The 24,127-nt window shown below is 67.1% G+C and carries 8 protein-coding genes and 1 pseudogene; 2 read left to right on the forward strand and 7 right to left on the reverse strand.

The window, feature by feature from the left end:
• Positions 1-6: 6 nt before the first annotated feature.
• From ACSMEV_RS00485 to ACSMEV_RS00510, 6 genes and pseudogenes are all read right to left on the reverse strand, one after another.
• A pseudogene (locus ACSMEV_RS00485) lies at positions 7-3,306 on the reverse strand (amino acid adenylation domain-containing protein); the annotation flags it as partial.
• A gap of 11 nt (positions 3,307-3,317) precedes the next feature.
• On the reverse strand, positions 3,318-11,204 hold the full coding sequence (locus tag ACSMEV_RS00490; RefSeq protein WP_459206817.1) for an amino acid adenylation domain-containing protein: 7,887 nt from the start codon (positions 11,202-11,204) through the stop codon (positions 3,318-3,320).
• 1 nt (position 11,205) lies between these two features.
• Complete coding sequence (locus ACSMEV_RS00495) at positions 11,206-17,727, reverse strand: amino acid adenylation domain-containing protein (RefSeq protein WP_459206818.1); 6,522 nt, start codon at positions 17,725-17,727, stop codon at positions 11,206-11,208.
• Between the two features lie 158 nt (positions 17,728-17,885).
• Positions 17,886-18,863 carry a TauD/TfdA family dioxygenase gene (locus tag ACSMEV_RS00500; RefSeq protein WP_459206819.1) on the reverse strand — a complete coding sequence of 326 codons (978 nt, stop codon included), beginning with the start codon at positions 18,861-18,863 and terminating at the stop codon, positions 17,886-17,888.
• Positions 18,864-19,005: 142 nt separating this feature from the next.
• Entirely contained in the window at positions 19,006-20,400 is a 1,395-nt protein-coding gene (gene gabP / locus ACSMEV_RS00505) for a GABA permease (protein ID WP_459206820.1), read from the reverse strand.
• Positions 20,401-20,741: 341 nt separating this feature from the next.
• A complete protein-coding gene (locus ACSMEV_RS00510; RefSeq protein ID WP_459206821.1) occupies positions 20,742-21,803 on the reverse strand; it encodes a Fic family protein in 1,062 nt (353 codons plus the stop codon).
• 416 nt (positions 21,804-22,219) lie between these two features.
• Between ACSMEV_RS00510 and ACSMEV_RS00515 the strand changes: the two genes are divergently transcribed.
• Both ACSMEV_RS00515 and ACSMEV_RS00520 read left to right on the forward strand, forming a co-directional pair.
• Positions 22,220-22,465, forward strand: coding sequence for a hypothetical protein (locus tag ACSMEV_RS00515; protein ID WP_459206822.1), 246 nt, complete (start codon positions 22,220-22,222; stop codon positions 22,463-22,465).
• A gap of 390 nt (positions 22,466-22,855) precedes the next feature.
• Positions 22,856-23,113 carry a hypothetical protein gene (locus tag ACSMEV_RS00520; RefSeq protein WP_459206823.1) on the forward strand — a complete coding sequence of 86 codons (258 nt, stop codon included), beginning with the start codon at positions 22,856-22,858 and terminating at the stop codon, positions 23,111-23,113.
• Between the two features lie 60 nt (positions 23,114-23,173).
• Here ACSMEV_RS00520 and ACSMEV_RS00525 read toward each other — a convergent pair whose 3' ends face one another.
• Positions 23,174-24,010: an RHS repeat-associated core domain-containing protein gene (locus ACSMEV_RS00525; protein ID WP_459206824.1), complete on the reverse strand. Its 837-nt coding sequence runs from the start codon at positions 24,008-24,010 to the stop codon at positions 23,174-23,176.
• Positions 24,011-24,127 lie beyond the last annotated feature (117 nt).

Genomic DNA, 24,127 nt, shown 5'->3' on the forward strand with positions numbered 1-24,127 from the left:
TGCATCTCAAACGGCCTCAAGCTCGGTCATGAAGTCCTGGAGGTCGTCCAGGTCTGCGTCAGTGCGGGTATCCAGGGTGCCGACGGCGGCGGCGAAAGCCTGCAACGTCGCGGTCTGGAACAGCAGGGCCAGCGGGATGCTGACGCCCAGGGCGATCTGCAGCCGGGCCACCACTTGGGTGGCCAGCAGCGAGTGGCCGCCGCGTTCGAAGAAGTTGTCGTCCAGGCCGACCTGTTCCAGCTTCAGCACCTCGGCCCAGACGGCGGCGATGTGCCGTTCCAGCTCGCTCTGCGGGGCGCGGAAGACGTGCTGCGCGAACTGCGCGTCGGGTGCCGGCAGGGCCTTGCGGTCGAGCTTGCCGTTGGGCGTCAGTGGCAGGCGGTCGAGCAGCAGCAGGTGCGCCGGGACCATGTAGTCCGGCAGTTGGGCGCGCAAGGCGTCGCGCAGCTCGCTGCGCAGCGCCGCTTCGTCGTCGGCCTGGCCTACGACCGACAGCTCGGTCGGCACGATGTAGGCCACCAGTTGCTGCCCGCTCGGGCCGTCCAGGGCCAACAGCGCGACTTGGCTGACTTGCGGCTGGGCTTGCAGCCGCGCTTCGATCTCGCCCAGTTCGATACGGAAACCGCGCACCTTCACCTGATGGTCGAGGCGCCCGGCGTACTGGATCTGGCCGTCGGCCTGGTAGCGCGCCAGGTCGCCGGTGCGGTAGAAGCGCCCGCCGCTCGCGTCGAACGGATTGGGCACGAAGCGCTCGGCGGTCAGCCCCGGACGGCCCAGGTAGCCCCGCGCCAAGCCGGCGCCGGCCATGTACAGCTCGCCGGCCCCACCCACCGGCAACACCTGCCCGGCGCTGCCGAGGATGTACGCGGCGCTATTGCTGATCGGCCGGCCGATGCTGGCCGTGCCGCCCGCCTGGCGCAGGGTGTAGGTGGAATAGGTGGTGTCTTCCGAGGGGCCGTACAGGTCGTAGACCTGCTCGATGTGGCCGGTTCGATACAGCGCATCGACCAGCGACTGTTTGAGCGCTTCGCCGGCCAGGTTGACCGTGCGCACGCTGGCCGGCAGGCCGCCGGATTCCAGCAGCGCCTGAATGGCCGAGGGCACGGTGTTGACCAGGCGTACCTGATCCTTGGCCGGCAGGTGTGGCAGCTCCAGGGCGTTGCGGGCGATGATCACGTAGCCGCCTGAGGCCAGGGTGACGAACAGCTCCCAGACCGAGAGATCGAAACAGATCGAGGTGGCGGCCAACACGCCACAGAGTTGCTCGCGGCTGTACACCGACTGCGCCCAGCCCACCAGAGCACAGGCGTTGCGGTGCTCGATCAGCACGCCCTTGGGCAGCCCGGTGGAGCCGGAGGTGTAGATGCTGTAGGCCAGGTTTTCAGGTGCGCCGTGGCACGTTGGATTGCTGGTCGGATACGCCGACAGATCCAGCGTATCGAGCAGCAAGGTCCGGGCATGGAACGCCTGTGGCAGACGCTCCAGCAACGACGACTGCGACAGCAGCACGCGGGCCTGGCTGTCTTCGAGCATGTATTCCAAGCGCGCCTGCGGATAGTCCGGGTCGAGCGGTACGTAGGCGCCGCCGGCCTTGAGGATCGCCAGCAGGCCCACGACCATCTCCGGGCCGCGCGCCATGGCGATGGCCACTAGCACGTCCGGGCCCACGCCCAGTTCGCGCAGCTTGTACGCCAGGGCGTTGGCCTGCCGGTTCAGTTCGGCGTAGCTCAGCGTGGTGTCGGAGAACAGCAATGCCGGCGCGTCCGGGGTGGCCGCAGCTTGGGTTTCGAAGAGCTGGTGCAGGCAGGCGTGGTCCAGGTATGGAGCAGCAGTGTCGTTCCACTCGTACAGCAGCCGTTGGCGCTCGCCGGCATCGAGCAAGGCCAGTTCGGAGATAGGCCGTTGCGGGTGCTGCACCGCGTCTTGCAGCAGATTCAGCCAATGCCGACCCAACCGCACGATGGTGGCTTCGTCGAACAGGTCGGTGGCGTAGGTCAAGGAAGCGCTGATGCCCTCGGCATGCTCCACGGTATCCAGCGTCAGGTCGAACTTGGCCACCTGGCTGTCCCACGCCAGCGGTTCCACCGCCAGCCCCGGCAGGCGGCAGGCGTTGCGCGCGCCTTCGCTCTGGTGGTTGTACATCACTTGGAACAGCGGGCTGACGCCCAGGCTGCGTTCGGGCTGCAATGCCTCGACCAGTTGTTCGAAGGGCAGGTCTTGGTGGCTCTGGGCCTCCACGGCGCGCTGGCGCACCTGGCGCAGCAGGTCGAGGAAGCTCGACCTGTCGTCGAGCTCGGCGCGCAGCACCTGGGTGTTGACGAAGAAGCCGATCAGGCCTTGGGTTTCGGCGCGGTTGCGGTTGGCGATGGGTACCCCGACGCGGATGTCGGCCTGCCCGCTGTAGCGGTGCAAGAGCGCCTGAAAACTGGCCAGCAGCAGCATGAAGGGCGTGGCGCCCTGCTGTTGGGCCAGGCGCTTGAGCGCCTGCACCAGCTCCTCGGGCAGCGGCACCGCCACCCGTGCGCCGACGTAGCCGCGCACGGCCGGCCGCGGACGATCGACGGGCAATTCCAGCACCGGTTGCTGCTCGCCCAGTTGCGCTTGCCAGTAGGCCAACTGCCGCGCCTGCTCGCCCGCCTCCATGAAGTCGCGTTGCCACAGGGCGTAGTCGGCGTACTGGATCGGCAGCGGCGCCAGAGCCGTGGCTTCGCCCTGGCAGTAGCCGGCGTAGAGACGCACCAACTCCTCGACCAGAATCGGCATCGACCAGCCGTCGGCGACGATGTGGTGCACGGTGAGCACCAGCACGTGCGCCTGCTCGGCCAGTTGCAACAGCTTGACCCGCAGCAGCGGGCCGTGTTCCAGGTCGAAGGCTCGTGCGCCTTGGGCCTGCACTTCGCTGCGCACTGCCGCCTCGCTACCCTCGGGCAGCACCGCGACGTCGAGCGCGAAGGGTTGTTCGGGATGAATTACCTGCAAGGGCTGCTCGCCTTGCAGCACGAAGGTGGTGCGCAGGCTTTCGTGCCGCTGGATCAGCGCCTGGAAGCTGCGCGTCAGGGCCTGGCGATCCAGCGCCCCGGTGAAGCGCAGCGCCGCACAGATGTTGTAGGCCGCCGCCTGCCCGTCGAGCTGCGCCAGGAACCACTGGCGCTGCTGGGCGTAGGACAGACGCAGAGGCTGCTCGGCGTCGCGCTTGAAGATCGGCGCGATCGCGTACAGGTTCACGCCTTGCTTGCGGAGCAAGGCTGCCAATGCCTTACGTTCTTTTGTAGACAACGATTCGACAGAATCGAGCAGCTCTTGCACCGGGGTATCTCCTAAGACGTCAGCTCATCAATTTCCTCCGTAGTTAGACGTTTGAGTGCGGCCAAGGATTTAGCCAACTGGTCCTGAAGCGGATCGACGTGCGCGGTCTGGCCCTGCACGTGCTGGCAGAAATCGCCCAGCGTGGCGTGCTCGAAGAGGTCCTTGAGCTCCACGGCAGCGCCGGTGCGCTCGCGGATGCGCATCACGGCGGTGGTGGCCAGCAGCGAGTGGCCGCCGAGCTCGAAGAAGTGGTCATGCAGGCCCACCCGCTCGACTTCGAGCACTTCGGCCCAGACCGCCGCGACTTGGCATTCCAGCTCGCTCTGCGGCGCCGCATACCGGCCTTGCAGCAGGCCGGCATCGGGCAGCGGCAGCGCCTTGCGGTCGAGCTTGCCGTTGCCGGTCAGCGGCAGCGCTGCCAGGAACAACAGGTGCGCTGGCACCATGTGCTCCGGCAGGCTGGCCTTGAGCGCCGCCCGCAAGGTATCGCGCCACTGCGCCTGGGCTTCGCCGTCTTCGATCGCTGCCACTTCGTTGGGCACCACATAGGCGACCAGTTGCTTGCCCGCCGGGCCGTCCTGGGCCAGCACGGCCACCTGGCGTACGCCGGGTTGCACGTGCAGGCGCGCTTCGATTTCGCCCAGCTCGATGCGGAAACCGCGGATCTTCACCTGATGGTCGATGCGTCCGGCGTACTCGATCACGCCGTCGTGCCGTGCGCAGGCCAGGTCGCCGGAGCGGTACAAGCGCCCGCCCTCGGCATCGAACGGGTTGGGCACGAAGCGCTCGGCGGTCAGCCCCGGCCGGCCGTGGTAGCCACGGGCCAAGCCTGCGCGGGCGATCATCAGCTCGCCTTGCGTACCCGGCACGGCGGGGTTGAGCGCGCCGTCCAGCAGGTACCAGGCAAGGTCCGGAATGGCCTCGCCGATCGGGCTGCTCAGGCCGTTTTGCACATCGCTCAGGCGGATCGGGCGGTAGCTCACGTGCACCGTGGTTTCGGTGATGCCGTACATGTTGGTCAGTTGCGGCTGGGCGTCGCCGAAGGTGTCGAACCAGGGCTTGAGGCTGCTCACCTCCAGCGCTTCGCCGCCGAAGATCACATGGCGCAGCGCCAGCGGCTGCGCCGCCTCACAGGCCACCGCCATCAGCGGCTTGAAGGCCGAAGGGGTCTGGTTGAGCACGGTGACCTGCTCGCGCAGCAGCAAGGCGTGGAAGTCTTCCGGCGAGCGGGCGACATCCTTCGGCACGATCACCGCCTTGCCGCCGTACAAAAGCGCGCCGTACAGCTCCCAGACCGAGAAGTCGAAGGCGTAGGAGTGGAATACGCTCCATACGTCACGTGCTCCGAAGCCGAACCAGTGCTCGGTGGCAGCGAACAGGCGCACCACGTTGCGGTGGGCGAGCAAGGTGCCCTTGGGCTTGCCGGTGGAACCGGAGGTGTAGATCATGTAGGCCAGGTTGTCGGGCGTGGTCGCGCAAGGCGGGTTGGTCTCGTCGAGACCGGCCAGTGCTTCGACCGCTTCGAACAGCACGGTCTGCACACGCGGGCCCACGGGCAGGCGTGCTTGCAGGTGGGATTGGGTCAGCAGCACGGCGATGCCGCTGTCGTCGAGCAGGTAGGCCAGGCGCTCGGCGGGCGAGTCCGGGTCGAGCGGCACGTAGGCGCCACCGGCCTTGAGGATCGCCAGCAGGCCGACGACCATTTCCAGGCTGCGCTCCACGGCCAGGCCGACCAGCACGTCCGGCCCCACACCCAGGCTGCGCAGGTGATGCGCCAGGCGGTTGGCATGGCGGTTGAGCTCGGCGTAGCTCAGGCGCTGCTGGCCGCATACCAAAGCGGTGGCCTGTGGGGTGGCGGCGACCTGCGCTTCGATCAGCGTGTGCAGGCACCGGTCGACGGGCACGTCGCGCAGGGCCGGGTTCCAGGCTTCGAGCGCCTGCGCTTGCCGCTCAGGGTCTTGCAACGCCAGCGTTCCCAAGCAGGCCTGAGCATCGGCCACCAGCGCCAGCAACAGCTGGGCGAAGTGCTCGGCCAGTTGCTGCACGGCGCGCTCGGCCACACGCGCGCGGTCGTGGCTGTACTGCACCGACAGCGTGGCGCCAAGCTCCACCACCAGCGTCAGCGGGTAGTGCGTCTGCTCTTGCACCGCCACCGGCCCGAAGGCCAGGCCGCTGGACGCGCTCTGGCGCAGCGCCTCGGCCACCGGATAGTTCTCGAACACCAGTAGGCTGTCGAACAGGCTGTCACTGCCCGAGTGCGCCCAGCGCTGCACATCGAACAGCGGCGTGTGCTCGTGCTCGCGCAGGGCCAGGTTGCGCGCCTGCACCTCGGCGATCCATTGCCCTACCGTCTGCTCGGCGCGCGGTGTGCCGATCACTGGCAGGGTATTGATGAACAGGCCGATCTGCTCTTCCACGCCAGCGAGTTCCGTGGGCCGTCCGGCCACGGTGGCGCCCAGGCACACGCTGGCCTGGCCGGTGTAGCGCTGCAACAGCAGCAGCCAGGCCGACTGCACCAGGGTGTTGACCGTGACCCGGTTGGCCCGGGCGAAGGCTTCGATCGTCGCACTCTGTGGGCCGTCGAAGACTTGGCGATGCTCGCCCTGCCCCGCACCCAAGGCAAAGCCATTGCCGGCCAGCGCCTCGGCCAGGCGCGTCGGCGCGGCCAGCTCGGCCACTTGGGCGCGCCAGAAGGTTTCGCTGGCGGCGGCGTCCTGGCGTTGCAGCCAGGCGATGTAGTCGCGGTAGCGCCCGGTCGGCGCCGCAGGCGGTTGGCCGGCGTAGCGCTGCAGCACCTCGGCGAGCAGGCGCGAGGTGCTCCAGCCGTCCATGAGGATGTGGTGGTTGGTGTAGATCAGGTGGTGGCGCTGGTCGGCGCTGCGCACCAAGGCCAGGCGCAGCAGCGGCGCCTCGCCCAGGTCGAAGGGCTGGGCGTGCTCGGCGTCGCTCAGTTGCTGCACGGCGGCCGGTAGGTCCGGCTTGCCGCGCCAGTCGAATTCGCGCAGCGGCACCTGCACGTGCTTGTGCACCACCTGCACCGCCTGCTGCAGGTCGCCCTGCCAGACGAAGCCGCTACGCAGGATGTCGTGCGCCGCCAGCGTGGCCTGCCAGGCCTCGCGGAAACGCGCGCCGTCGAGATGGTCGATGTCGATGCGCAACTGGTTGACGTACTGGCCGCTGCCTTGGGCATACAGGCTATGGAACAGCATGCCTTGCTGCATCGGCGACAACGGGTAGACGTCGGCGATCTGCGCGGCCGGCAACGGCAAGTGGTCGAGCTGGACCTGGTTCAAGCCTGCAAGGGGGAAGTCGGAGGGCGTCACACCGCCCTGGGCGGCGTCGCAGCAATGCTCGACCAGCGCTTCCAGGGCATGCCGGTAGGCCTGCGCCAGCCGTTCCAGGGTCTCGCTGCGGTACATGGCATGGCTGAAGGTCCACTCCAGCACCAGCTCGCCGTCGTACACCTGGCCGCTGATGCTCAGCCAGTTGGCCAGTGGCGCATCGTCGGCCTGGGTGCTGCCGGCCGCTTCCCGTGCGGGGCTGAACAGCGCGCCCTCGCTAGCGCTGAAGCTGCCGTCGAACTGCCCGAGGTAGTTGAAGGTGACCCGCGCTTCGCTGCCCTGGCCCAGGCGCTGGCGCAGCTCGGCCTCGCCCAGGTAGCGCAGCACACCGTAGCCCAGACCCTTGTCCGGCACCTCGCGCAACTGCTCCTTGATCGCCTTGATCGACGCGCCCAGATCGGTCGAAGGGCGCAGGCACACCGGGAACAGGCTGGTGAACCAGCCGACGCTGCGGCTCAGGTCGAGGTCGTCGAACAGGTCTTCGCGGCCATGGCCTTCGAGCGCCACCTTGACCTGCGCCTGCCCGCTCCACTGGCACAGCACCTGGGCCAAGGCGGTGAGGAGCAGGTCGTTGATCTGGGTGCGGTAGGCGGCCGGTGCCTGCTTGAGCAGCTGCGCAGTATGTTCGCGGCCTAGGCGGGTGTGGACGTGGCCGGCATGGCGTCGGCTCAGCGCCGCGTTTGGCTGATCCTGCGGCAAGTCGGCCTCGGCGTGCTGCACCTCCAGCCAGTAATCGCGCTGGGCCGAAGCGGCGCCTGCGGCATAGCCCTGCAAGCGCTCTGCCCAGCGCCCTGGCGCCGTGCAACGGCCGCCCAGGTCGACGACGGTGCCCTGCAGACGCTGGCGGTAGGCCGTTTGCAGGTCTTCGAGCAGGACCCGCCACGACACGCCGTCGACCACCAGGTGATGGATCACCAGCAACAGGCGTTGCTGCGCATCGGGCAGCTCGAACAGCGCGGCGCGCAGCAGCGGCCCTTGGCTCAGGTCTAGGCTGGCTTGCAGGGCCTGCCCGGCGCTTTCCAGCTCGGCCAAGCTGTGCAGACGCTGCTGGCTGAACGGCGTGGTGTCGTCCAATGGCTGCACCTGCCCTTGCCAGCCTTCGGCGTGTTCGACGAAACGCGTGCGCAAGGCTTCGTGCTGGGCCAGCACGTCGTGCAACGCCTGTTGCAGCACGGTGGGGTCCAGCGCGGTGTGCGGGGTCAGCAACAGCGATTGGTTCCAGTGCTGGCGCTGGGGGATGTCCAGTGTGAAGAAGCGTTGCTGGATCGGTAGCAGCGCAGTGGTGACCGGGCCCATGGGCACTGTGGGGGCGACCGCGGCCGGCTTGGCGGCCAGTGGCTTGGCCACCGGCGCCAGCTGGGCGATGGTCTGCTTTTCGAACAGCTGTTTGGGTGTGATGCGCAGCCCGCGACGTTTGGCGCGGGCGATGATCTGCAGGCTGAGGATCGAATCCCCGCCCAACTCGAAGAAGTTGTCGGTGCTGCCGACCCGCTCCAGTTTCAACACGTCGGCCCACACCTCGGCGAGGGTTTGCTCGACCTCGCCCACCGGCGCCACGTAGCCGCGGCTGACGGCGCCGGGCACCGGCAGCGCGCGCTTGTCGAGCTTGCCGTTGGCGGTCAACGGCAGGCGCTCGAGCAGCAGCAGGTGCGCCGGCACCAGGTAGTCGGGCAACCGCGCCTGCAACTGACGCTGCAGCTCGGCGGCCTCGATGCCCGCCTCCACCACGCACCAGGCCACCAGGTGCAAGCGCTGTTCGTCGCTGTCCAGGGCGAGCGCCTGGACCACGGCTTCGCGCACGCCCGGCAGGCTGGCCAGCAGTTGCCCCACCTCCCCCGGCTCGACCCGGTAGCCACGGATCTTCACCTGGTCGTCGGCACGCGCGAGGAACTCGACCAGCCCCTCGCGGCTGAGCCGAGCACGGTCGCCGCTGCGGTACAGGCGCGTGCCGCCTGCGCCGGGCACGAAACGCTCGGCGGTCAGGCCGGGGCGGTTCAGGTAGCCCCGGGCCAGGCCCTGCCCCCCCAGGTACAGCTCGCCCGACACCTGCTCGGCGACCGGGTTGAGCCAATCGTCGAGCACGGCGCAGACGGCATGCGCCAGGGGCCGCCCTATCGGCACGGTGCGACAATCGCCGGTGCAGTCGACCGCTTCATGGGTCAGCACGCCGACGGTGGTTTCCGTCGGGCCGTAGTGGTTGATGACACGGCAGGCCGGGCGCAAGGCCCGTACCTGTTCAAACAGCGCCCAGCTGCAGGCTTCGCCACCGAGAATCAACGCCTGGGCCGGCAGCACATCGGCCGCCCGCGAGGCTTGCAACAGCCCCTGCAAATGGCTGGGCACCAGCTTGACCACGCCCACCTGGTGCTCGGCCATGTAGGCCGCGAAGCCATCCGGGTCGAACGCCAGCTTGGCCGGCAGCAGGTGCAGTTCGCGCCCCGACAGCAACGCCCCGAACAGCACGGTGTGGCCGAGATCCGCTGCGGGTGTGGAGACCATGGCCAGGCTGGCGTCGGCCGGCAGTGCCAGGCGCTCGAGCAGCGCTTGCACATAACTGGCCAGGGCCGCGTGGCTGACCAGCACGCCCTTGGGCTGGCCCGTGGAGCCGGAGGTATAGATCAGGTAGGCCGGCTGCTCGGGGCTGATGGCGATCGGCTGCGCCTGCGCGGCGCAATCCTGCCACTGGCGCGGGTCGTAGACGATGCGCGGCGGCCCGTCGCCGGCACTGAAACGCGTGTCTTCGGCGGGGTGGATCAGGGCCACGGCGGCGCTGTCGTGCAGCAGTTGCTGCAAGCGTTCGACGGGCTGTTGCGGATCGAGCGGGAGGTAGGCCGCGCCGGTCTTGAGCACGGCGAGCAAGGCGGTGACCCACTCGATCGAGCGCGGCTGGCACAGTGCGACGATGTGCCCGGCGCCGATGCCCTGCTGGCGCAGGTAGGCGGCCAGACGGTCGCTGTCGGCGTCCAGCTGCGCGCGCTCGAGGCGCTGCTCGCCGGCCCGTACGCCGCCCTGGCCCGCGCGGTTGGCTTGCCACAGGGTAATCAGGTCGCGGGCGGCAAGGGCTTGGTCAGCCTCGGCCAGATGGGCGACCGGCACGATCGCGGCCGGTTCGGGCTGCGCGCACAGGCGCTGCGTATCGCCCTCGGCCAGGCGCTGCAAAGTGCGCCGCAGCGCCTCGGCCAGACGCTCGACGGTGGTCGCGTCGAACAGGTCGGTGGCGTAGGTGAAATAGCCTTCGATGCCGTCGGGGCGGTCGGAGAAGTCGAAGGCCAAGTCGAAGCGTGCCTCTTCATTGCCCAACGGGAACGGCGCCAGGCTCAACGCTCCCACGTGGGTACGCGCCGGCTGGCCGCCGCCCACGTGCTGGTTGATCTTGAACTGGAACAGCGGGTTGTGCGCCAGGTTGCGTTCCGGCAACAGGGCATCGACCAGATGCTCGAACGGCAGCTCTTGGTGCGACTGCGCACCGGCGATGACCTCTTTGAGCTGGGCCAGCAGCTCGGCGAAGGTCTGCCGCTCGTCGACCTGCACGCGCAGCACCTGGGTATTGATGAAGAAACCGATCAGCCCTTCGAGCTCCTGACGGTTGCGCCCGGCGTTGGGCGCGCCGATGCGCACATCGGCCTGGCCGCTGTAGCGCGACAGCACCACCGCCACCGCCGCCAGCATCAGGGTGAACAGCGTATGCCCGCCTTGGCGCGCTCGGCCGCGCAAGGCTTCGGACAGCGCCGCGGGCAGTTTCACTTCGAGCACCGCACCGCGGTAGCTGGGCTGCGCAGGCCGCGGACGGTCCAGCGGCAGGCTCAGCACGGGTTGCTCATCGCCCAACTGCGTGCGCCAGTACTGCAATTGCCGCTCGGCCTCACCGGCCTCCAGCCACGCCCGTTGCCAGATGGCGTAGTCGGCATACTGGATCGGCAGCGGCGCCAGGGGCGCTTCACGACCCTCACCCAGCGCGGTGTAGAGGGCGACGAATTCGCGCACCAGCAGCTCGCTCGACCAGCCGTCGGAGACGATGTGGTGCATGCACACCGTCAACACATGCTGGTCGTCGCCCAACTGCAGCAGGCGCATGCGCAGCAGCGGCCCATGCAGCAGGTCGAAGGGGCGTGCCAGGTCGTCACGCACCGCAGCCTCGAGTTGCGCGGCGTCCTGTCCGGCCGCAAAGGCCTGCACCTCGAGCTGTACGTCGCCCTGGTCGAGCACCTCCTGATGGAACTCGCCGTCCACCGCCACCAACCGTGTGCGCAGGGCTTCGTGGCGCTGCACCAAGGCAGTCAGCGCCTGTTGCAGGCGCTCGGGGTCGAGGGCGCCGTTCAGGCGCACGGCCATCGGCACGTTGTAGAAGGCGTTGTCCGGTTCCAACTGCCAGAGGAACAACAAGCGCTGCTGGGCGAACGACAGCGGAATGCGCGCCAGGCCCTGGCGCGTCGGCATGATGGGCAACAGGCGAAAGCTCTGGCCGGTGGCCTGCATCTTGGCCAGGATCTGTCGGCGCTGCTCCAGCGGCAGGCCGACGAAGCGTTGGGCGATGCGTTGCGCTGCGGTGAGTTCCATCTCAGACCTCCAGAAAGTCGTTCATCATGGTTTCGATGTCACTCAGGCCCTGCTCGCTGAGCGAATGGCCCTGTTCGTCCAGCGCCTGGGCGAAGGCGCCCAGCACCGGTGTGGTGAAGATCAGCCGCAGCGGCAGGTCGATGCCCAGTTCGACGTTGATCCGCGACACCATCTGCGCGGCCAGCAACGAGTGCCCGCCCAGCTCGAAGAAGTTGTCGTTCAGGCCCACCTGGGCGCTGCCCAGCAGTTGCGCCCAGATCTGCGCCAATTGCGTTTGCAAGGGCGTTTGCGGTGCCAGGTAGGCGTGTTGCGAACGGCTCAGGTCGGGTAGGGGCAAGGCTTTGCGGTCGAGTTTGCCGCTGGGGGTCAGCGGCATGTGCGCCAGCTCGATGAGCGCGGCGGGCAGCATGTAGTCCGGCAGGCTGGCCTTGAGCTGGGCCTTGAGCGCGCCCGGCAGGTCGTCCGGCGCATCGGCATCGGCCACCACGTAGGCGCACAGTTGCTTGCCGGCGGCCAGGTCGACGGCGACCACCGCCGCCTCGCGTACGTGCGGCAAGGCGCGCAGGCATTGCTCCAGCTCGCCCAGTTCGATGCGGAAACCGCGGATCTTCACTTGATGGTCGGCGCGCCCGCGGTAGGCGATCTGGCCGTGGTCGTCGAAATAGCCCAGGTCGCCCGTACGGTACAGCCGAGCGCCGGGGCTGGCGGCGAACGGGTCCGGTACGAAGCGCTCGGCGGTCAGCGCCGGGCGGCGGTGGTAACCGCGAGCCAGGCACTGCTCGGAACCTATGAACAGCTCCCCGGCCACGCCCAGGGGTGTCGGGGCAAGGCTGTCGTCCAGGGTGCGTGCGGTACGTCCCGGCAGCGCGCGGCCGATGGGCACGCCGCGCTCGGCGAGGGTGGCGCCGTCGAGCGTCGAGCAGTCGAAGGTCGTGGCCACCACCGTGGTTTCGGTCGGGCCGTAGGTGTTGAGCAGGCGCACGGCCGCCGGGCCTTGCTCGAACCAGGCGAGCAGCGCGTCGTGCGGCACCGCTTCGCCGCCGACATGGATCTGCTTGAGTGCGCCGAAATCGGCGGCGGGCCGGCGCTCCAGCGCCAACAGGCGCCAATAGGCGGCGGGCAGGTCGGCGACGGTGACGCCATGGCGCTGGATTTCGGCGCAGAAGGTGGCGGTGTCCCACAGGCGCTGGTCGCGCAGCACCACGGTGGCGCCGCAGGCCAGCGGCGGGAAGAACTGCTCGATGAAGCCGTCGAAACTGAAGGTGGCGAACTGCAACACGCGGTCTTCGGCACCGATGCGCGAGTAGTCCCGCGCCACCTCGCAGAATACCGACAGCGCCCGGTGCGGGATCGCCACACCCTTGGGCTGGCCGGTGGAACCGGAGGTGTAGATCAGGTAGGCCAGGTTGTCGGCGCTGAGCTCGACGGCGAGCGGCGCGCTCGACCAGGGCGCGAGCCATTGTGTGCCCGGCTCCAGCGTCAGACGCGGAACGCGGCTGTCGGCCGGCAGGCGTTGCAGCGCGGTGGCGTCGGCCAGCAGCAGGCTCATGCCGCTGTCTTCGATCATGTAGGCCAGGCGCTCGGCCGGGTACTCCGGGTCGAGCGGCACGTAGGCGCCGCCGGCCTTGTGGATGGCGATCAACGCCACCGCCAGTCCCAGCCCGCGCTCGGCCGCCACGCCCACCAGGCGCTCCGGGCCGACGCCCTGCTCGCGCAGGCGGTGGGCCAGTTGGTTGGTGCGCTGCTCCAGCTCGGCGTAGGTCAGTCGCTGGTCGTCGTACACCAGCGCCACGGCCTGCGGCCGCAACGCGGCCTGGGCAGCGAACAGCTGATGCGCGCAGGCCGGCAGCGGCGCCAATTCGGCGCTGTCACCGGCGGCCAGCAGCGCTTGGCGCTCGGCGACGGGCAACAGGGGTAGCTCGCCGATGCGGCCCTGGGGCTGCGTGCAGAAGCCGTCCAGCACCGTTAGCCAGTGCGCGGCCATGCGCTCGATGCGCGCGGCGTCGAACAGGTCGGTGGCGTAGTTGAACGATGCGGTCACGCCGTCCGAGCGTTCCAGGGTGTTGAGCGACAGGTCGTATTGCGCGCTCTGCTCCAGCAAGTCGACCTCTTCGACCTGCAAGCCGTCCAGGGCATCGCCGGTGACTTGCTGGCCGAGGTCGCGCAGGTGGTTGTAGAGCACTTGGAACAGCGGGTTGACGCCCGGTTCGCGCTCGGCCTGCAAGGCCTGCACCACCTCGAAGAACGGCACGTCCTTGTTGGCCTGGGCCTGCAAGGTGGTTTCCTTGATCGCGGCCAGCAACTGCTTGAACGACAGCTCGCCCTGTACCTTGATGCGCGCCACCACCACGTTGATGAAGAAGCCGATCAGCCCTTCGAACTCCAGGCGGTTGCGGTTGGTCACCGGCACGCCGACGTTGATCGTGTCCTGACGACTGTAACGCGCCAGGACCACGGCGTAGCCAGCCAGCAGCACATGGAACAGCGTGGCGTTGGCCTGCACCGCCAGGGCCCGCAGGCGCTCGGTGAGCGCCGCCGGCAGGCGTACGTCGACGCGGCTGCCGCGGTAGCTGTTGACGGCCGGCCGCGGGCGGTCGGACGGCAGCTCCAGGACGGCACCGCTGTCGGCCAGTTGCGTGCGCCAGTAGTCGAGCTGCGCCTGCATCCGGCCGTCGGCCAGCCATTGGCGCTGCCAGGCGGCGAAGTCGGCGTACTGCACCGACAGAGGCGCCAACTCCACGGTCTGGCTGCGGGCGGCCGCGTTATAGCCGGCGGTGAATTCGCGCACCATCAGGCTCATCGACCAGCCGTCGGAGACGATGTGGTGCAAAATGATCGACAGCAGGTGCTCGTCCTCGCCGACCTTGAACAGGCTGACCCGCAGCAGCGGCCCTTCGATCAGGTCGAAGGCGGCGAAGGCGGCCTGTTCCAGCCGAGCGACATGGGCCTGGGCCGTGGCCTGGCTGAGGTCTTCGTAGGCGATGGGCACTGCGGTGGCGGGCAACACGCGCAGCCAGGGCAGGCCCTGGTCCTCGCGCAACACGGTGCGCAGCGTTTCATGGCGGGCGACCAGCCCGTCCAACGCCGCCTGCAATGCCGCGCGGTCGATGTGCCCGCGCATGCGCACGGCCATCGGCGTGTTGTAGGCGCGGCTTTCGGGGTTGAGCTTCCAGAACAGCCATTGCCGGTTCTGCGACTGCGACACCGGCAGCGGCTGGCTGCGATCGGCGCGGGCGATGTCGCGCTCCCCGTCCTGCTCGCCTGCCGCCACCGCCTCGGCGAAGGCCTGCAGGTCGTCGGTGTCGAACAGCGCGCGCAGGGCCACTTCCACACCCAGCAGCTTGCGCACGCGCGACACGGCCTGGGTGGCCAACAGCGAGTGGCCGCCGAGGGCGAAGAAATTGTCGTCCAACCCGACCTGCTCGACCTGCAACACCTCGGCCCAGATCTGCGCCAGTTGCTGCTGCAACGGCATGTGCGGCGCCCGGTAGACGCTGGCGCTGCCCGTCGGCGCTGGCAGCGCGCCGACGTCGACCTTGCCATTGGCGGTGACCGGCAGCTCGCGCAGCGCAATCAGGTGCGCCGGCACCATGTAGTCGGGCAGCGCGCGTTTGGCGCCCGTGCGGCAGGCCTCCAGCCACATGCGCTCGGCGTCGTCATCCACTGGCGCCATCTGCGCCACCAGATAGCCCAGCAACTGCTGTGTAGGCGCTTCGCCACTGAGCCGGACCAGAGCCTGTGCGACACCGGGCAGCGCACGCAACTGCTGCTCGATCTCGCCCAGCTCGACCCGGTAACCGCGGATCTTGACCTGGCCGTCCATGCGCCCGGCGAAGTGCAGTTCACCTTGGGCATCGCGGCGCACCCAGTCGCCGGTGCGGTACAGGCGCTCGCCATCGGTGCCGCGCGGGTCAGGTACGAAGCGTTCGGCGGTCAGCCCTGGGCGGCCCAGGTAGCCGCGGGCCAGGCCGGCCCCGCCGATGAACAGCTCGCCCTTGGCCCGCGCGGGCACCGCTTGCAGGCAGGCGTCGAGCACGGCGACGCGGCTGTTGCGCAGCGGTTGGCCCAGAGCGGGTTGCCGCTGGAGTTGCGACCCGAGTTCGGCCACCAGCACGCCAACCGTGGTTTCCGTCGGGCCGTAATGGTTGAACACGCGCAGCGCGGGTGCCAGCGCGTGGATCTGTTGCAACAGCGGCGTGGTACACGCTTCGCCGCCGAGCACCAGGCACTCGGCCGGCAGCGCGTCGGCGCCGGCGGCGAGCATGGCTTGGAGATGCGAGGGCACGATCTTCAGGGCGTCGATGCGCTGCTCGCGCAGGTAACGGGCGAAGCCCTGGGCGTCGAGCACCTGGTCGCGCTGTAGCAGGTGCAGGGTCTTGCCGTGGCACAGCGCGCCGAACAGCATGGTGTGGCCCAGGTCCGCAGCGGGCGTGGACACTTGCGCCAGGCGCTGCACACGCGCCATCGGCAGGCGCTCGGCCACCCCCGCTACGTAGTTGCTCAAGGCGCCGTGGCTGACCGCCACGCCCTTGGGCTGGCCGGTGGTGCCGGAGGTGTAGATGACGTACGCCAGCTGCTCGGCGGCCACCTTGGGCCAGGCCTGGAGCGGCGCCTGGGCGCAGGCCGGCAGCGCGTCCCAGGCCTGCCGAACGACGCCTGCAGGCAACTCGGCCAGCCAATCGTCCGGCGCCAGCAGCAGCGTGGCGCCGCTGTCGCCGAGCAGGTAGTCACGGCGTGTGGCGGCCAGTTCCGGCTCGAGCGGCAGGTACGCCGCGCCGGCCTTGAGCACGCCCAGAATGCTGGCGAGCATGGCGGCCGAACGGTCGGCCAGCACCACCACCGGGCGGTCGGCGCGCACGCCGGCCTCGAGCAGCCAGTGGGCGACGGCGTCGGCCTGCTGGTTCAACGCGGCGTAGCTGAGGCTCCGGTCGTGGGCGACCACTGCGCAGGCGTCGGGTGTGAGCCGGGCGGCGGCGGCGAACTGCTGGTGCACCGGCAGTTCGCTGGTCTGGCTCGCCGAGGCCGTAGCCGTTGCGGTGCTGGTGGGAGGCACTGCCGCAGCCGGCAACGGCCACTCGCCGACCGCACCGGGGGCGTCAGCGGCCAGGGCCTGGAGCAGGTGCAGCCAGTGCTCGCCCAGGGCCTGCACGGTAGCGGCTTCGAACACATCGGTGGCGAAGGTGAACGCCGCGTGCAGTTGCCCGGCGCGCTCGTGGGTGTCCAGGGCCAGGTCGAAACGCGCGCTGTGGCGTTGCAGTTCCACCTGGGCCAGCGCCAAGCCCGAAGCGGTACGCAGCTCACCGATGTCGGCGACGTTGGCCTGGTGGTTGAACAGCACCTGGAACAGCGGGCTGTGCGCGGCGCGGGGCACGTCCAGGGCCTCGACCAGTCGTTCGAAGGGCAGGTCCTGATGGGCCTGGGCACCGAGCGCGGTTTCGCGCACGCGCTGCAACAACGCAGCGGTGTCGAGCACCGGGTCGATCTCGGTTTGCAGTACTTGGGTGTTGATGAAGCAACCGATCAACCCTTCGCATTCGTTGCGCTGGCGGTTGGCGATGGGCACGCCGACGCGGATCGAGCCTTGCCCGCTATAGCGTTGCAAGAGCAGCTTGAAGGAGGCCAGCAGCACCATGAACAAGGTCACGTTATGGCGCTGCGCCAGGCTGCGCAGGCCGGTGGCCAATGCGTGCGGCACGGCGAACGCGTGGCGCGCGCCCTGGTAGGTGGGCCGGCCCTGGCGCGGGCGGTCGAGCGGCAATGCCAGGGGCGCGTGATCGCTGCCCAGCTTGTCGCGCCAGTAGGCCAGTTGGCGCGCCTGCTCGCCCGCCTCCAGCCAGCTGCGCTGCCACAGGGCATAGTCGCGGTACTGGACGGGCAGTGCTGCCAGGGCAGCGGGTACGCCTTGCACGGCGGCATCGTACAGGCGCAGTAATTCGTCGATCAGCACGTTCATCGACCAGCCGTCGGCGACGATGTGGTGCAGGGTCAGCAGCAGCACGTGCTCCTCATCGTCCAGCGCCAGCAACCGCACCCGCAGCAGTGGGCCCTGGTTCAGGTCGAAGGGCGCCAGGGCTTCCTGCTCGGCGAGGCGCGTCCAGTGCGCCTGGCGCTCGGCCGCAGGCACTTGGCGCAGGTCGTCGTGGCGGATCGGCAGCGTAGCGGTGGCGTCGACCTGTTGCCGGACCGCCTCGCCCACTTCGCCAAAGCGCGTGCGCAAGGTTTCGTGGCGTGCCACCAGGGCGTCCAAGGCCCGTTGCAGCGCCGGCAACGCCAGAGCGCCACGCAGGCGCGCCGCCATGGGCAAGTTGTAGGCGGCGCCTTGCGGGTCGAGCTGCCAGAGCAGCCACATGCGCTGCTGCGCGTAGGACAGGTCGTCGCGCTGCGCCACCTCTACCCCGGCTGGGATCGGTAGCAGCGAAAAGTCCACCGACTCGGCCCGTAGCGCTTGGAGAAACAGCTGACGCTTGGGCGATGGGAGTTCGATGAAGCGGCGAGCGAGTTTCTGAGCCTGTTCTGCATTCATGTCGAGCGGTGTCCTGGCAGCCGAGCAATAACCTTCAAACGAAGGGCCAGGGGGTCGATTTAGTGAGGGGCGGCGGAGGCGGACTGGCGGGCCGGCCACACGTGGAGCGTGGCGGCAAAGGCGGTATCGCAGGGCTGGGCGACCCCTTGGGCAGGCGGCTACAGCTCGCTGTGCCCTTCGGCCATGGCGACGATGACCTTGCGCTTGCCGGTGAACGGCGAGCGGGCGTGGGCGGCGAGCATGTTGTCGAGCATCAGCACATCGCTTTCCTGCCAAGGGAAGCTGATGGCGCACTCGTCGAGCACGCCGCGCACTTCGTCGAGCAGGCTGTCTTCGATGGCCGAACCGTCGCCGTAATACACGTTACGCGGCAGGTCTTCTTCGTCGACGATGTCCATCAGCGACTCGCGCACCTCTTCCTGCAAATTCGACACATGGAACAGGTGCGCCTGGTTGAACCACACGTCCTCACCGGTACGCGGGTGGCGGGCGACGGCCTGGCAACGCTGACGGGTGCGCAGCTCGCCGTCGTCCTTCCACACGCACTCGATGCGGTGCGCCTGGCAATAGGCTTCGACCTGACGCGGGTCCTGGGTGTTGAACACCTGCGACCACTCCACGTCCAGGCCGTTGCCGTAGTTGCGCACGTACATCAGGCCCTTGTCGACCAGACGCTGACGGATGCGCGCGGGCACTTTGCGATAGATTTCGCGGCTGTCGGCGATCGGCGTTTCGCCACCGGTCTGCGCGGCGATGACGCTGTAGAACCAGATCTTCATCGGCCATTCGAGGGTGTAGGCCTGCTCGTTGTGCAGCGGGATGCTCTGGTGCGCGGGGTATTCGGTGGAGGTGTACACGCCTTGGGTGACGTTGCTGCGCGGAGTGGAGCCGAACTCGTAGTTGAGCAGCGGGTGCCCGAACGATCCGGCGAATTGCCGAAAGGCTTCGGCACCGCCCACATCGAAACCGCGCAGCAGAATGCCACCCGCCTTGGGCAGATGCGTATCGAGCAGCGGGCGCAGGGCCTCGAAGGCCTCCAGCAGGTCGATGCCCGGTTCCGGCGCGCGCACAAGCAGCGGCAGGCTGCCGCGGGCGGCGTCCAACGGTTGGATGTCGAAGCTCAGCAATTCACTCATGTCCGCTCACCTTGAGCTGGCGCCGCCGTGGCGGCTGTTCGGGAGGTTGGTCGGGCGGCGCGCAACGGGCCGTCGCTCTAGGAACGAGTGATCGTTGGAGGAAATTAATCGGCCCGGGCATCGCGCTCCGGGCCGTTCGCCCTCAACCCAGCGAGCGGGCGCCCACCGGCTGCGCATGCCCGCGCGTGGTGACGATGCCGAGGAACGAGATCACGATGGCCAGGCCCAGGGTGGCGCTGACTTCGGCGCGGTGCGCTTCGGTGAACATCATCACTGCCAGCGCCAGGCTGATGAACAGGATCACGCCCCAGGTCAGGTACGGGAACAGCCACATGCGAAACTTGAGTTCGGTGTTCTCGCGCTCCAGGCGACGGCGCATGCGCAGCTGCGAGACGGCGATGACCAGGTACACCAGCAGCGCGATGGCCCCGGAGCTGGCCAGCAGGAACTCGAACACGCCCTTGGGGGCGAAGTAGTTGAGCACGGCGATGCCGGCGCCGATCAAGGTGCTGCCGAAGACTGCGGCATAGGGCACGCCGACCTTGTTGGTGCGCTTGAGCACCGCCGGGGCGTCGCCGCGCTTGGCCAGCGAGTACATCATCCGCGAGGCGATGTAGATCGAGGAGTTCATGCAGCTGGTGACCGCCACCAGCACCACCAGGTCGACCATGAAGGCGGCGTTGGGGATGTTCATGATCTCCAGTGCGCGCTGGTAGGAGCCCACCACCGCCAGCTGCGGATCGTTCCACGGCACCACCGAGATGATCACGAAGATCGACAGGATGTAGAAGGTGCTGATGCGCCAGATCACCGAGCGGGTGGCCTTGGCGATGTTGCGCGACGGGTCGCTCGACTCGGAGGCGGCGATGGTCACCGCTTCCGTACCGATGAAGCTGAACATCACGGTGATGAAGGCGCCGATCACCGCCGACCAGCCGTTGGGGGCGAAGCCGCCGTGCTCGGCCATCAGGGTGCTCAGGCCGCTGACTTCGCGCTCGGGCAACCAGCCCATCAGCGCGGCGGCGCCCAGGCCGATGAAGCAGAGGATGGCGGTGACCTTGAGAATGGCGAACCAGAACTCGAACTCGCCGTATTTCGCCACGCTGAACAGATTGGTGCCGGCCAGCAGCAGCACCGAGGCCAGGGCGAAGATCCAGCTGTCGATGTGCGGGAACCAGGCGTTGAGCACGTGCCCTGCGGCCAGGGCTTCGATGGGGATCACCAGCACCCAGAACCACCAGTACAGCCAGCCGATGGTGTAGCCGGCCCAGCGGCCGATGGCCTGGTCGGCGTAGGTGGAGAACGAGCCGGTGTCGGGGTGGGCCACGGCCATTTCGCCGAGCATGCGCATGACCAGCACCACCAGGGTCCCGGCCACGAAGTACGAAATTATGGTGGCCGGACCGGCCGCCGCGATGGCGTGGCCGGAACCCACGAACAGTCCGGCGCCGATGATGCCCGCGATGGAGAGCATCGTTACGTGACGTGGCTTGAACCCTTGCGCAAGGGCATTGCCATCAGATCCCACGGTGTTCATTGGTATTGTTCTCTTTTTGCTGACACAGGAAAGGACGGGCAGGCGTAGGCGAACGAAGCTCCTTGGGCGGAGGGTGGATAACGGGGCACGCACGGGTTTTTGTTGAGGTTCTACCCGTGGATCGGGGTGCCGCGTGGCGGATGACGGTGCCCATTTAAGCCCCGTGAGCCTGTGGGAATTTATGCGAGAACGCCTTGGGAGTGCGTGATTACGACGACGGCTGTCCGTTCGCGTCACATGGCGTGATTGACGTATCTGTTTGCGTCATGGAGGTGTGACGCGAAGGTTTTGCAGTTGGCGCCCAGGCATGGCAACACGGCCAGTGCCTGGTGTTCGAGCATTCAGACGCGTCGGTATTGCTGCAACGGGCTGCGTGGCGAGGCCGGATCGGTCATTTCGATCAGGCCGGCCGCCAAGGCGGGCTTGAGGTAGTTCTGGTTGAACGTGGGTCGGTGCGCAAGGCCCAGGCGCTGCATCAGCTCGCTGGCTTTGAGGACGGTACCCGGCGTGAGCACGGCGAGCAGGCGGGTGATGGGATCGGCTACTTGATCGGTTACTTGTACGGTTACTTGATCGGTTACTTGTACGGTGGCTGGCATATCCACGTTTGCGCCTACGGGTTTCGTAGCGCTTTCGGATTCGCCTTCACTGGCCTCGCGCAGCGCTTGCTGCAGGGCTTCGAGCATGAACTCGACGAACGGCGTGGCCTCGCCTGCCTGGTCGGCCATGGCCAATGCCGCGTAATACGCCTCTTGTCGAGCGCAGATCACGGATTCGACCGGCAGATAGGCCAACACCGGACGCCATTGGCTCAGAATGAGCGTCTGCCACAGCCGCCCCATACGGCCGTTGCCGTCGGCGAAAGGGTGGATGAACTCGAATTCGTAGTGGAATACGCAACTGGTGATCAAAGGTGGCCAGTCGCTCACTGCCAACCATTGCAACAGGTCGTGCATCAAAGGCGTGAGGCGACTCGCCGGAGGTGCCATGTGCAGCAGGCGGTCGCCTCGATAGATTCCCACTCCGCCGTTGCGGAGTTGCCCGGCATCGTCGATCAGTCCGTGCATGAGCAGGCGATGGGCTGCCAGCAGGTCGGTCAACTGCGTCGGGTGCCAACTCGGCATCGCTTCGTAGGTGGTGAATGCATTGCGCACTTCCTGGATTTCCCTGGGCAACCCGAGCACGCGCTTACCCTCCAGCACGGCGGTGACCTGTTCGAGGTCGAGGCTGTTGTTCTCGATGGCCAGCGAGGCCTGGATGGTGCGGATGCGATTGCCTCGGCGTAACTGGGGCGTTAGCGCTTTTTCTCGGTTGGCCGTCAAGACGCCGACTTGCTCGCTGATGTCGCCAACCAGCCCAAGCATGCGCGCGGTAAGAGTCAACGGGGGCTGATAGAGCTTCATGACGATGGTTCCAGGTAGGGCGGCCGTTACCCTATCCAGTTACTGCTTGCGGGTAAAGATGGGCTTTGCATCGACGCCTGTGCGCTGGCGGCTGAGTTGGCATCGAAGTGCCCAATCAGGTCATCAGCCGTTTGATCCGACAGACTTGAGCGGCAGCTAATGTTGATTTATCTGACAGGGGTATCAGGCTTTTCGACTTATTGATGTAGGACCCAGAGACTACTTTCCTGCGACGTGTCGACGTGGAAATGGCGAACGAAATCGGGATATGGCCTGCTCTTGGATAGAGACAGTCGTAGAGCGCTCCCAATGCACCCGTCCATGGGATATACGCCGACTTCGTGTGCTGCCCAACACCACTCGACGCCAATCCCAGCCGTTGTCTGGAAGGCTCTCTACCGAACACCTGGATCGTCATGAAAAGACACACCCCTGCCCCGCTGATCGACGCGCCCCACTTTTCCGTTCATAGCGGACTCAGCTGTGAAGACGCCCTCGCCTATGCCCAGCAATTGCTGCAAGCCATCGAAGACTCGCTCGACGAATACCGTACGACCAACGCCGATACGCCGGAGATGCACAACGTGCTCAGCGCCGTGCGCGCTGCGCGGACGGGGCAGACGTTGTTGGCGCATGTGATGGGGCGGGGTATGGGGGAGTAAGGTCGGCCATAGGTGACGGGTTCTGCCTGGCTTTGAGGCTGGGTCAGAGACTGGCTTTCGATTCACAGCGGATAAAGCCTGTCGGACATTTCCGAAATTTAACCGAATGCTTCAGCTCCATCTCTACAGCGACTTATCCTACACGCGCTGCAGCCGTTTCGACGTTGTTGATCCGAGGCAAGGGGGCTAATTTCCCCGGGTCGTCTACGTGGCGATCGGGTGTGAGAGCCCAGCGAAATTTCGGAGCGCTGTCATGGCAGCCGTTCGTGGGCAGACTTCGGTCTGGCCGGAATTCCGATGTTCGCCGGTCTCTCACCCTGCGAACGGCTGCCACCCATTTCTGTGAGAGGAACTGTCTGGCAGACACCACTGCGAACACGGAGCCTTGCCATGAAAAAACCAGTCCCCGACCCACCCAGCAAAATCATCCACACTCCCTACCTCGCCATCCACGCCGACCTTAGCCCGCAAGACGCCCTCACCTACGTAGAGCAACTGCTGCACGCCATCGAAGCTTCCCTCGACGAATACTGCATGGCCAACGCCGACACGCCAGAGCTAGGTCTACTGATCGGCGCTGCCCATGCTGCACGGAGTGGTCAGGCGTTGTTGGTGCATGTGCTGGGGCTATCCGATACCGGGCCATGAACTGGCTGAACAAGATGTGCGTCGGGTGCACATCCGCCAACATTTGTGTCTCTTGAAACATTAGAAATGAAACCAACTGAGCGCGTCCAAGCCAAGCTCGGTGCGTATTTGGCGAGCGCGCTCGCGTATCACCGCCATGTCGCGGTCGTACTGAGCTCTCAACTCAGTACCCTGTGCAACGTAAGCAATACCACGCTGGTAGTTTCGCTCATGACGATCCGTAGTAAGAAGTTCGGCATAGAGGGAGAACGCCCGCCCTATTGAAAACGGAGGGGTACTGGCCGCTTCAGAACCAACAACAATTGGGGGCACTGGTAATGGTTGCCGGTTTTCTCGAATACGAAGATCGATCAAATAGCCCTCAGCGTTGTTAACCAATCGGTTTAGATAGTCTGGCGGCGACGCTTGGACTGGAGGTATTTGTTGGGGGCGTGTTTGGGCGCGAACGGGTGCTAGACCTTGTACTCTGGCAGGCGCGCGCGCTCGAGCCTGAGCGGGGATCCGGGCTTGCGCTCGTGCCTGTCTTTGGGTTCGGTCTCGGTCCAAAACTCTGATTCGGGCACGTAGCGCTAAAACTACTGGGTTACGACGGACCTCCAGGTGTCCGCTTGGATCCACACCTGCCACAGGATTATCCGTGCAATACGCGTAACAATTCAGGCCGCCTGCACCAAAAGGACTCCAGCTATCCGGCGCGACGAATCGCATCAAAGCAGGGCTGAAACCTCGATAACCATTGCCCAACAAGTACACGCCGACATGAAAGTCCAACCGCTCGCCATTGAAGTTCACCACCGACGTAAAGCAGGTTCGAGCGTCTTGAAACCCGTAAGGGGTGTAGGCTCGCAAATTCGCAGGCTTCATTTCGCGCCTCCATGAATGTAAAGCCTGCAGCATCAGCAGTTTCCAAACAGCACACAACTGGCAACATTGTCAGTCGCCAACCATGGCGGGCAGCCTGGCAAGCGCGGGCCGTCCGCTCCACGATGGCCCGCCGGGCAGCTCAGGGCAGAG

The sequence above is a fragment of the Pseudomonas sp. MLB6B genome, from assembly GCF_054508135.1.

Excerpts from the sequence above, each read along its gene's own strand:
- ACSMEV_RS00490 (WP_459206817.1), bottom strand. The coding sequence starts at position 11,204 with ATGGAACTCACCGCAGCGCAACGCATCGCCCAACGCTTCGTCGGCCTG.
- ACSMEV_RS00495 (WP_459206818.1), bottom strand. The coding sequence starts at position 17,727 with ATGAATGCAGAACAGGCTCAGAAACTCGCTCGCCGCTTCATCGAACTC.
- ACSMEV_RS00500 (WP_459206819.1), bottom strand. The coding sequence starts at position 18,863 with ATGAGTGAATTGCTGAGCTTCGACATCCAACCGTTGGACGCCGCCCGC.
- gabP (WP_459206820.1), bottom strand. The coding sequence starts at position 20,400 with ATGAACACCGTGGGATCTGATGGCAATGCCCTTGCGCAAGGGTTCAAG.
- ACSMEV_RS00510 (WP_459206821.1), bottom strand. The coding sequence starts at position 21,803 with ATGAAGCTCTATCAGCCCCCGTTGACTCTTACCGCGCGCATGCTTGGG.
- ACSMEV_RS00515 (WP_459206822.1), top strand. The coding sequence starts at position 22,220 with ATGAAAAGACACACCCCTGCCCCGCTGATCGACGCGCCCCACTTTTCC.
- ACSMEV_RS00520 (WP_459206823.1), top strand. The coding sequence starts at position 22,856 with ATGAAAAAACCAGTCCCCGACCCACCCAGCAAAATCATCCACACTCCC.
- ACSMEV_RS00525 (WP_459206824.1), bottom strand. The coding sequence starts at position 24,010 with ATGCTGCAGGCTTTACATTCATGGAGGCGCGAAATGAAGCCTGCGAAT.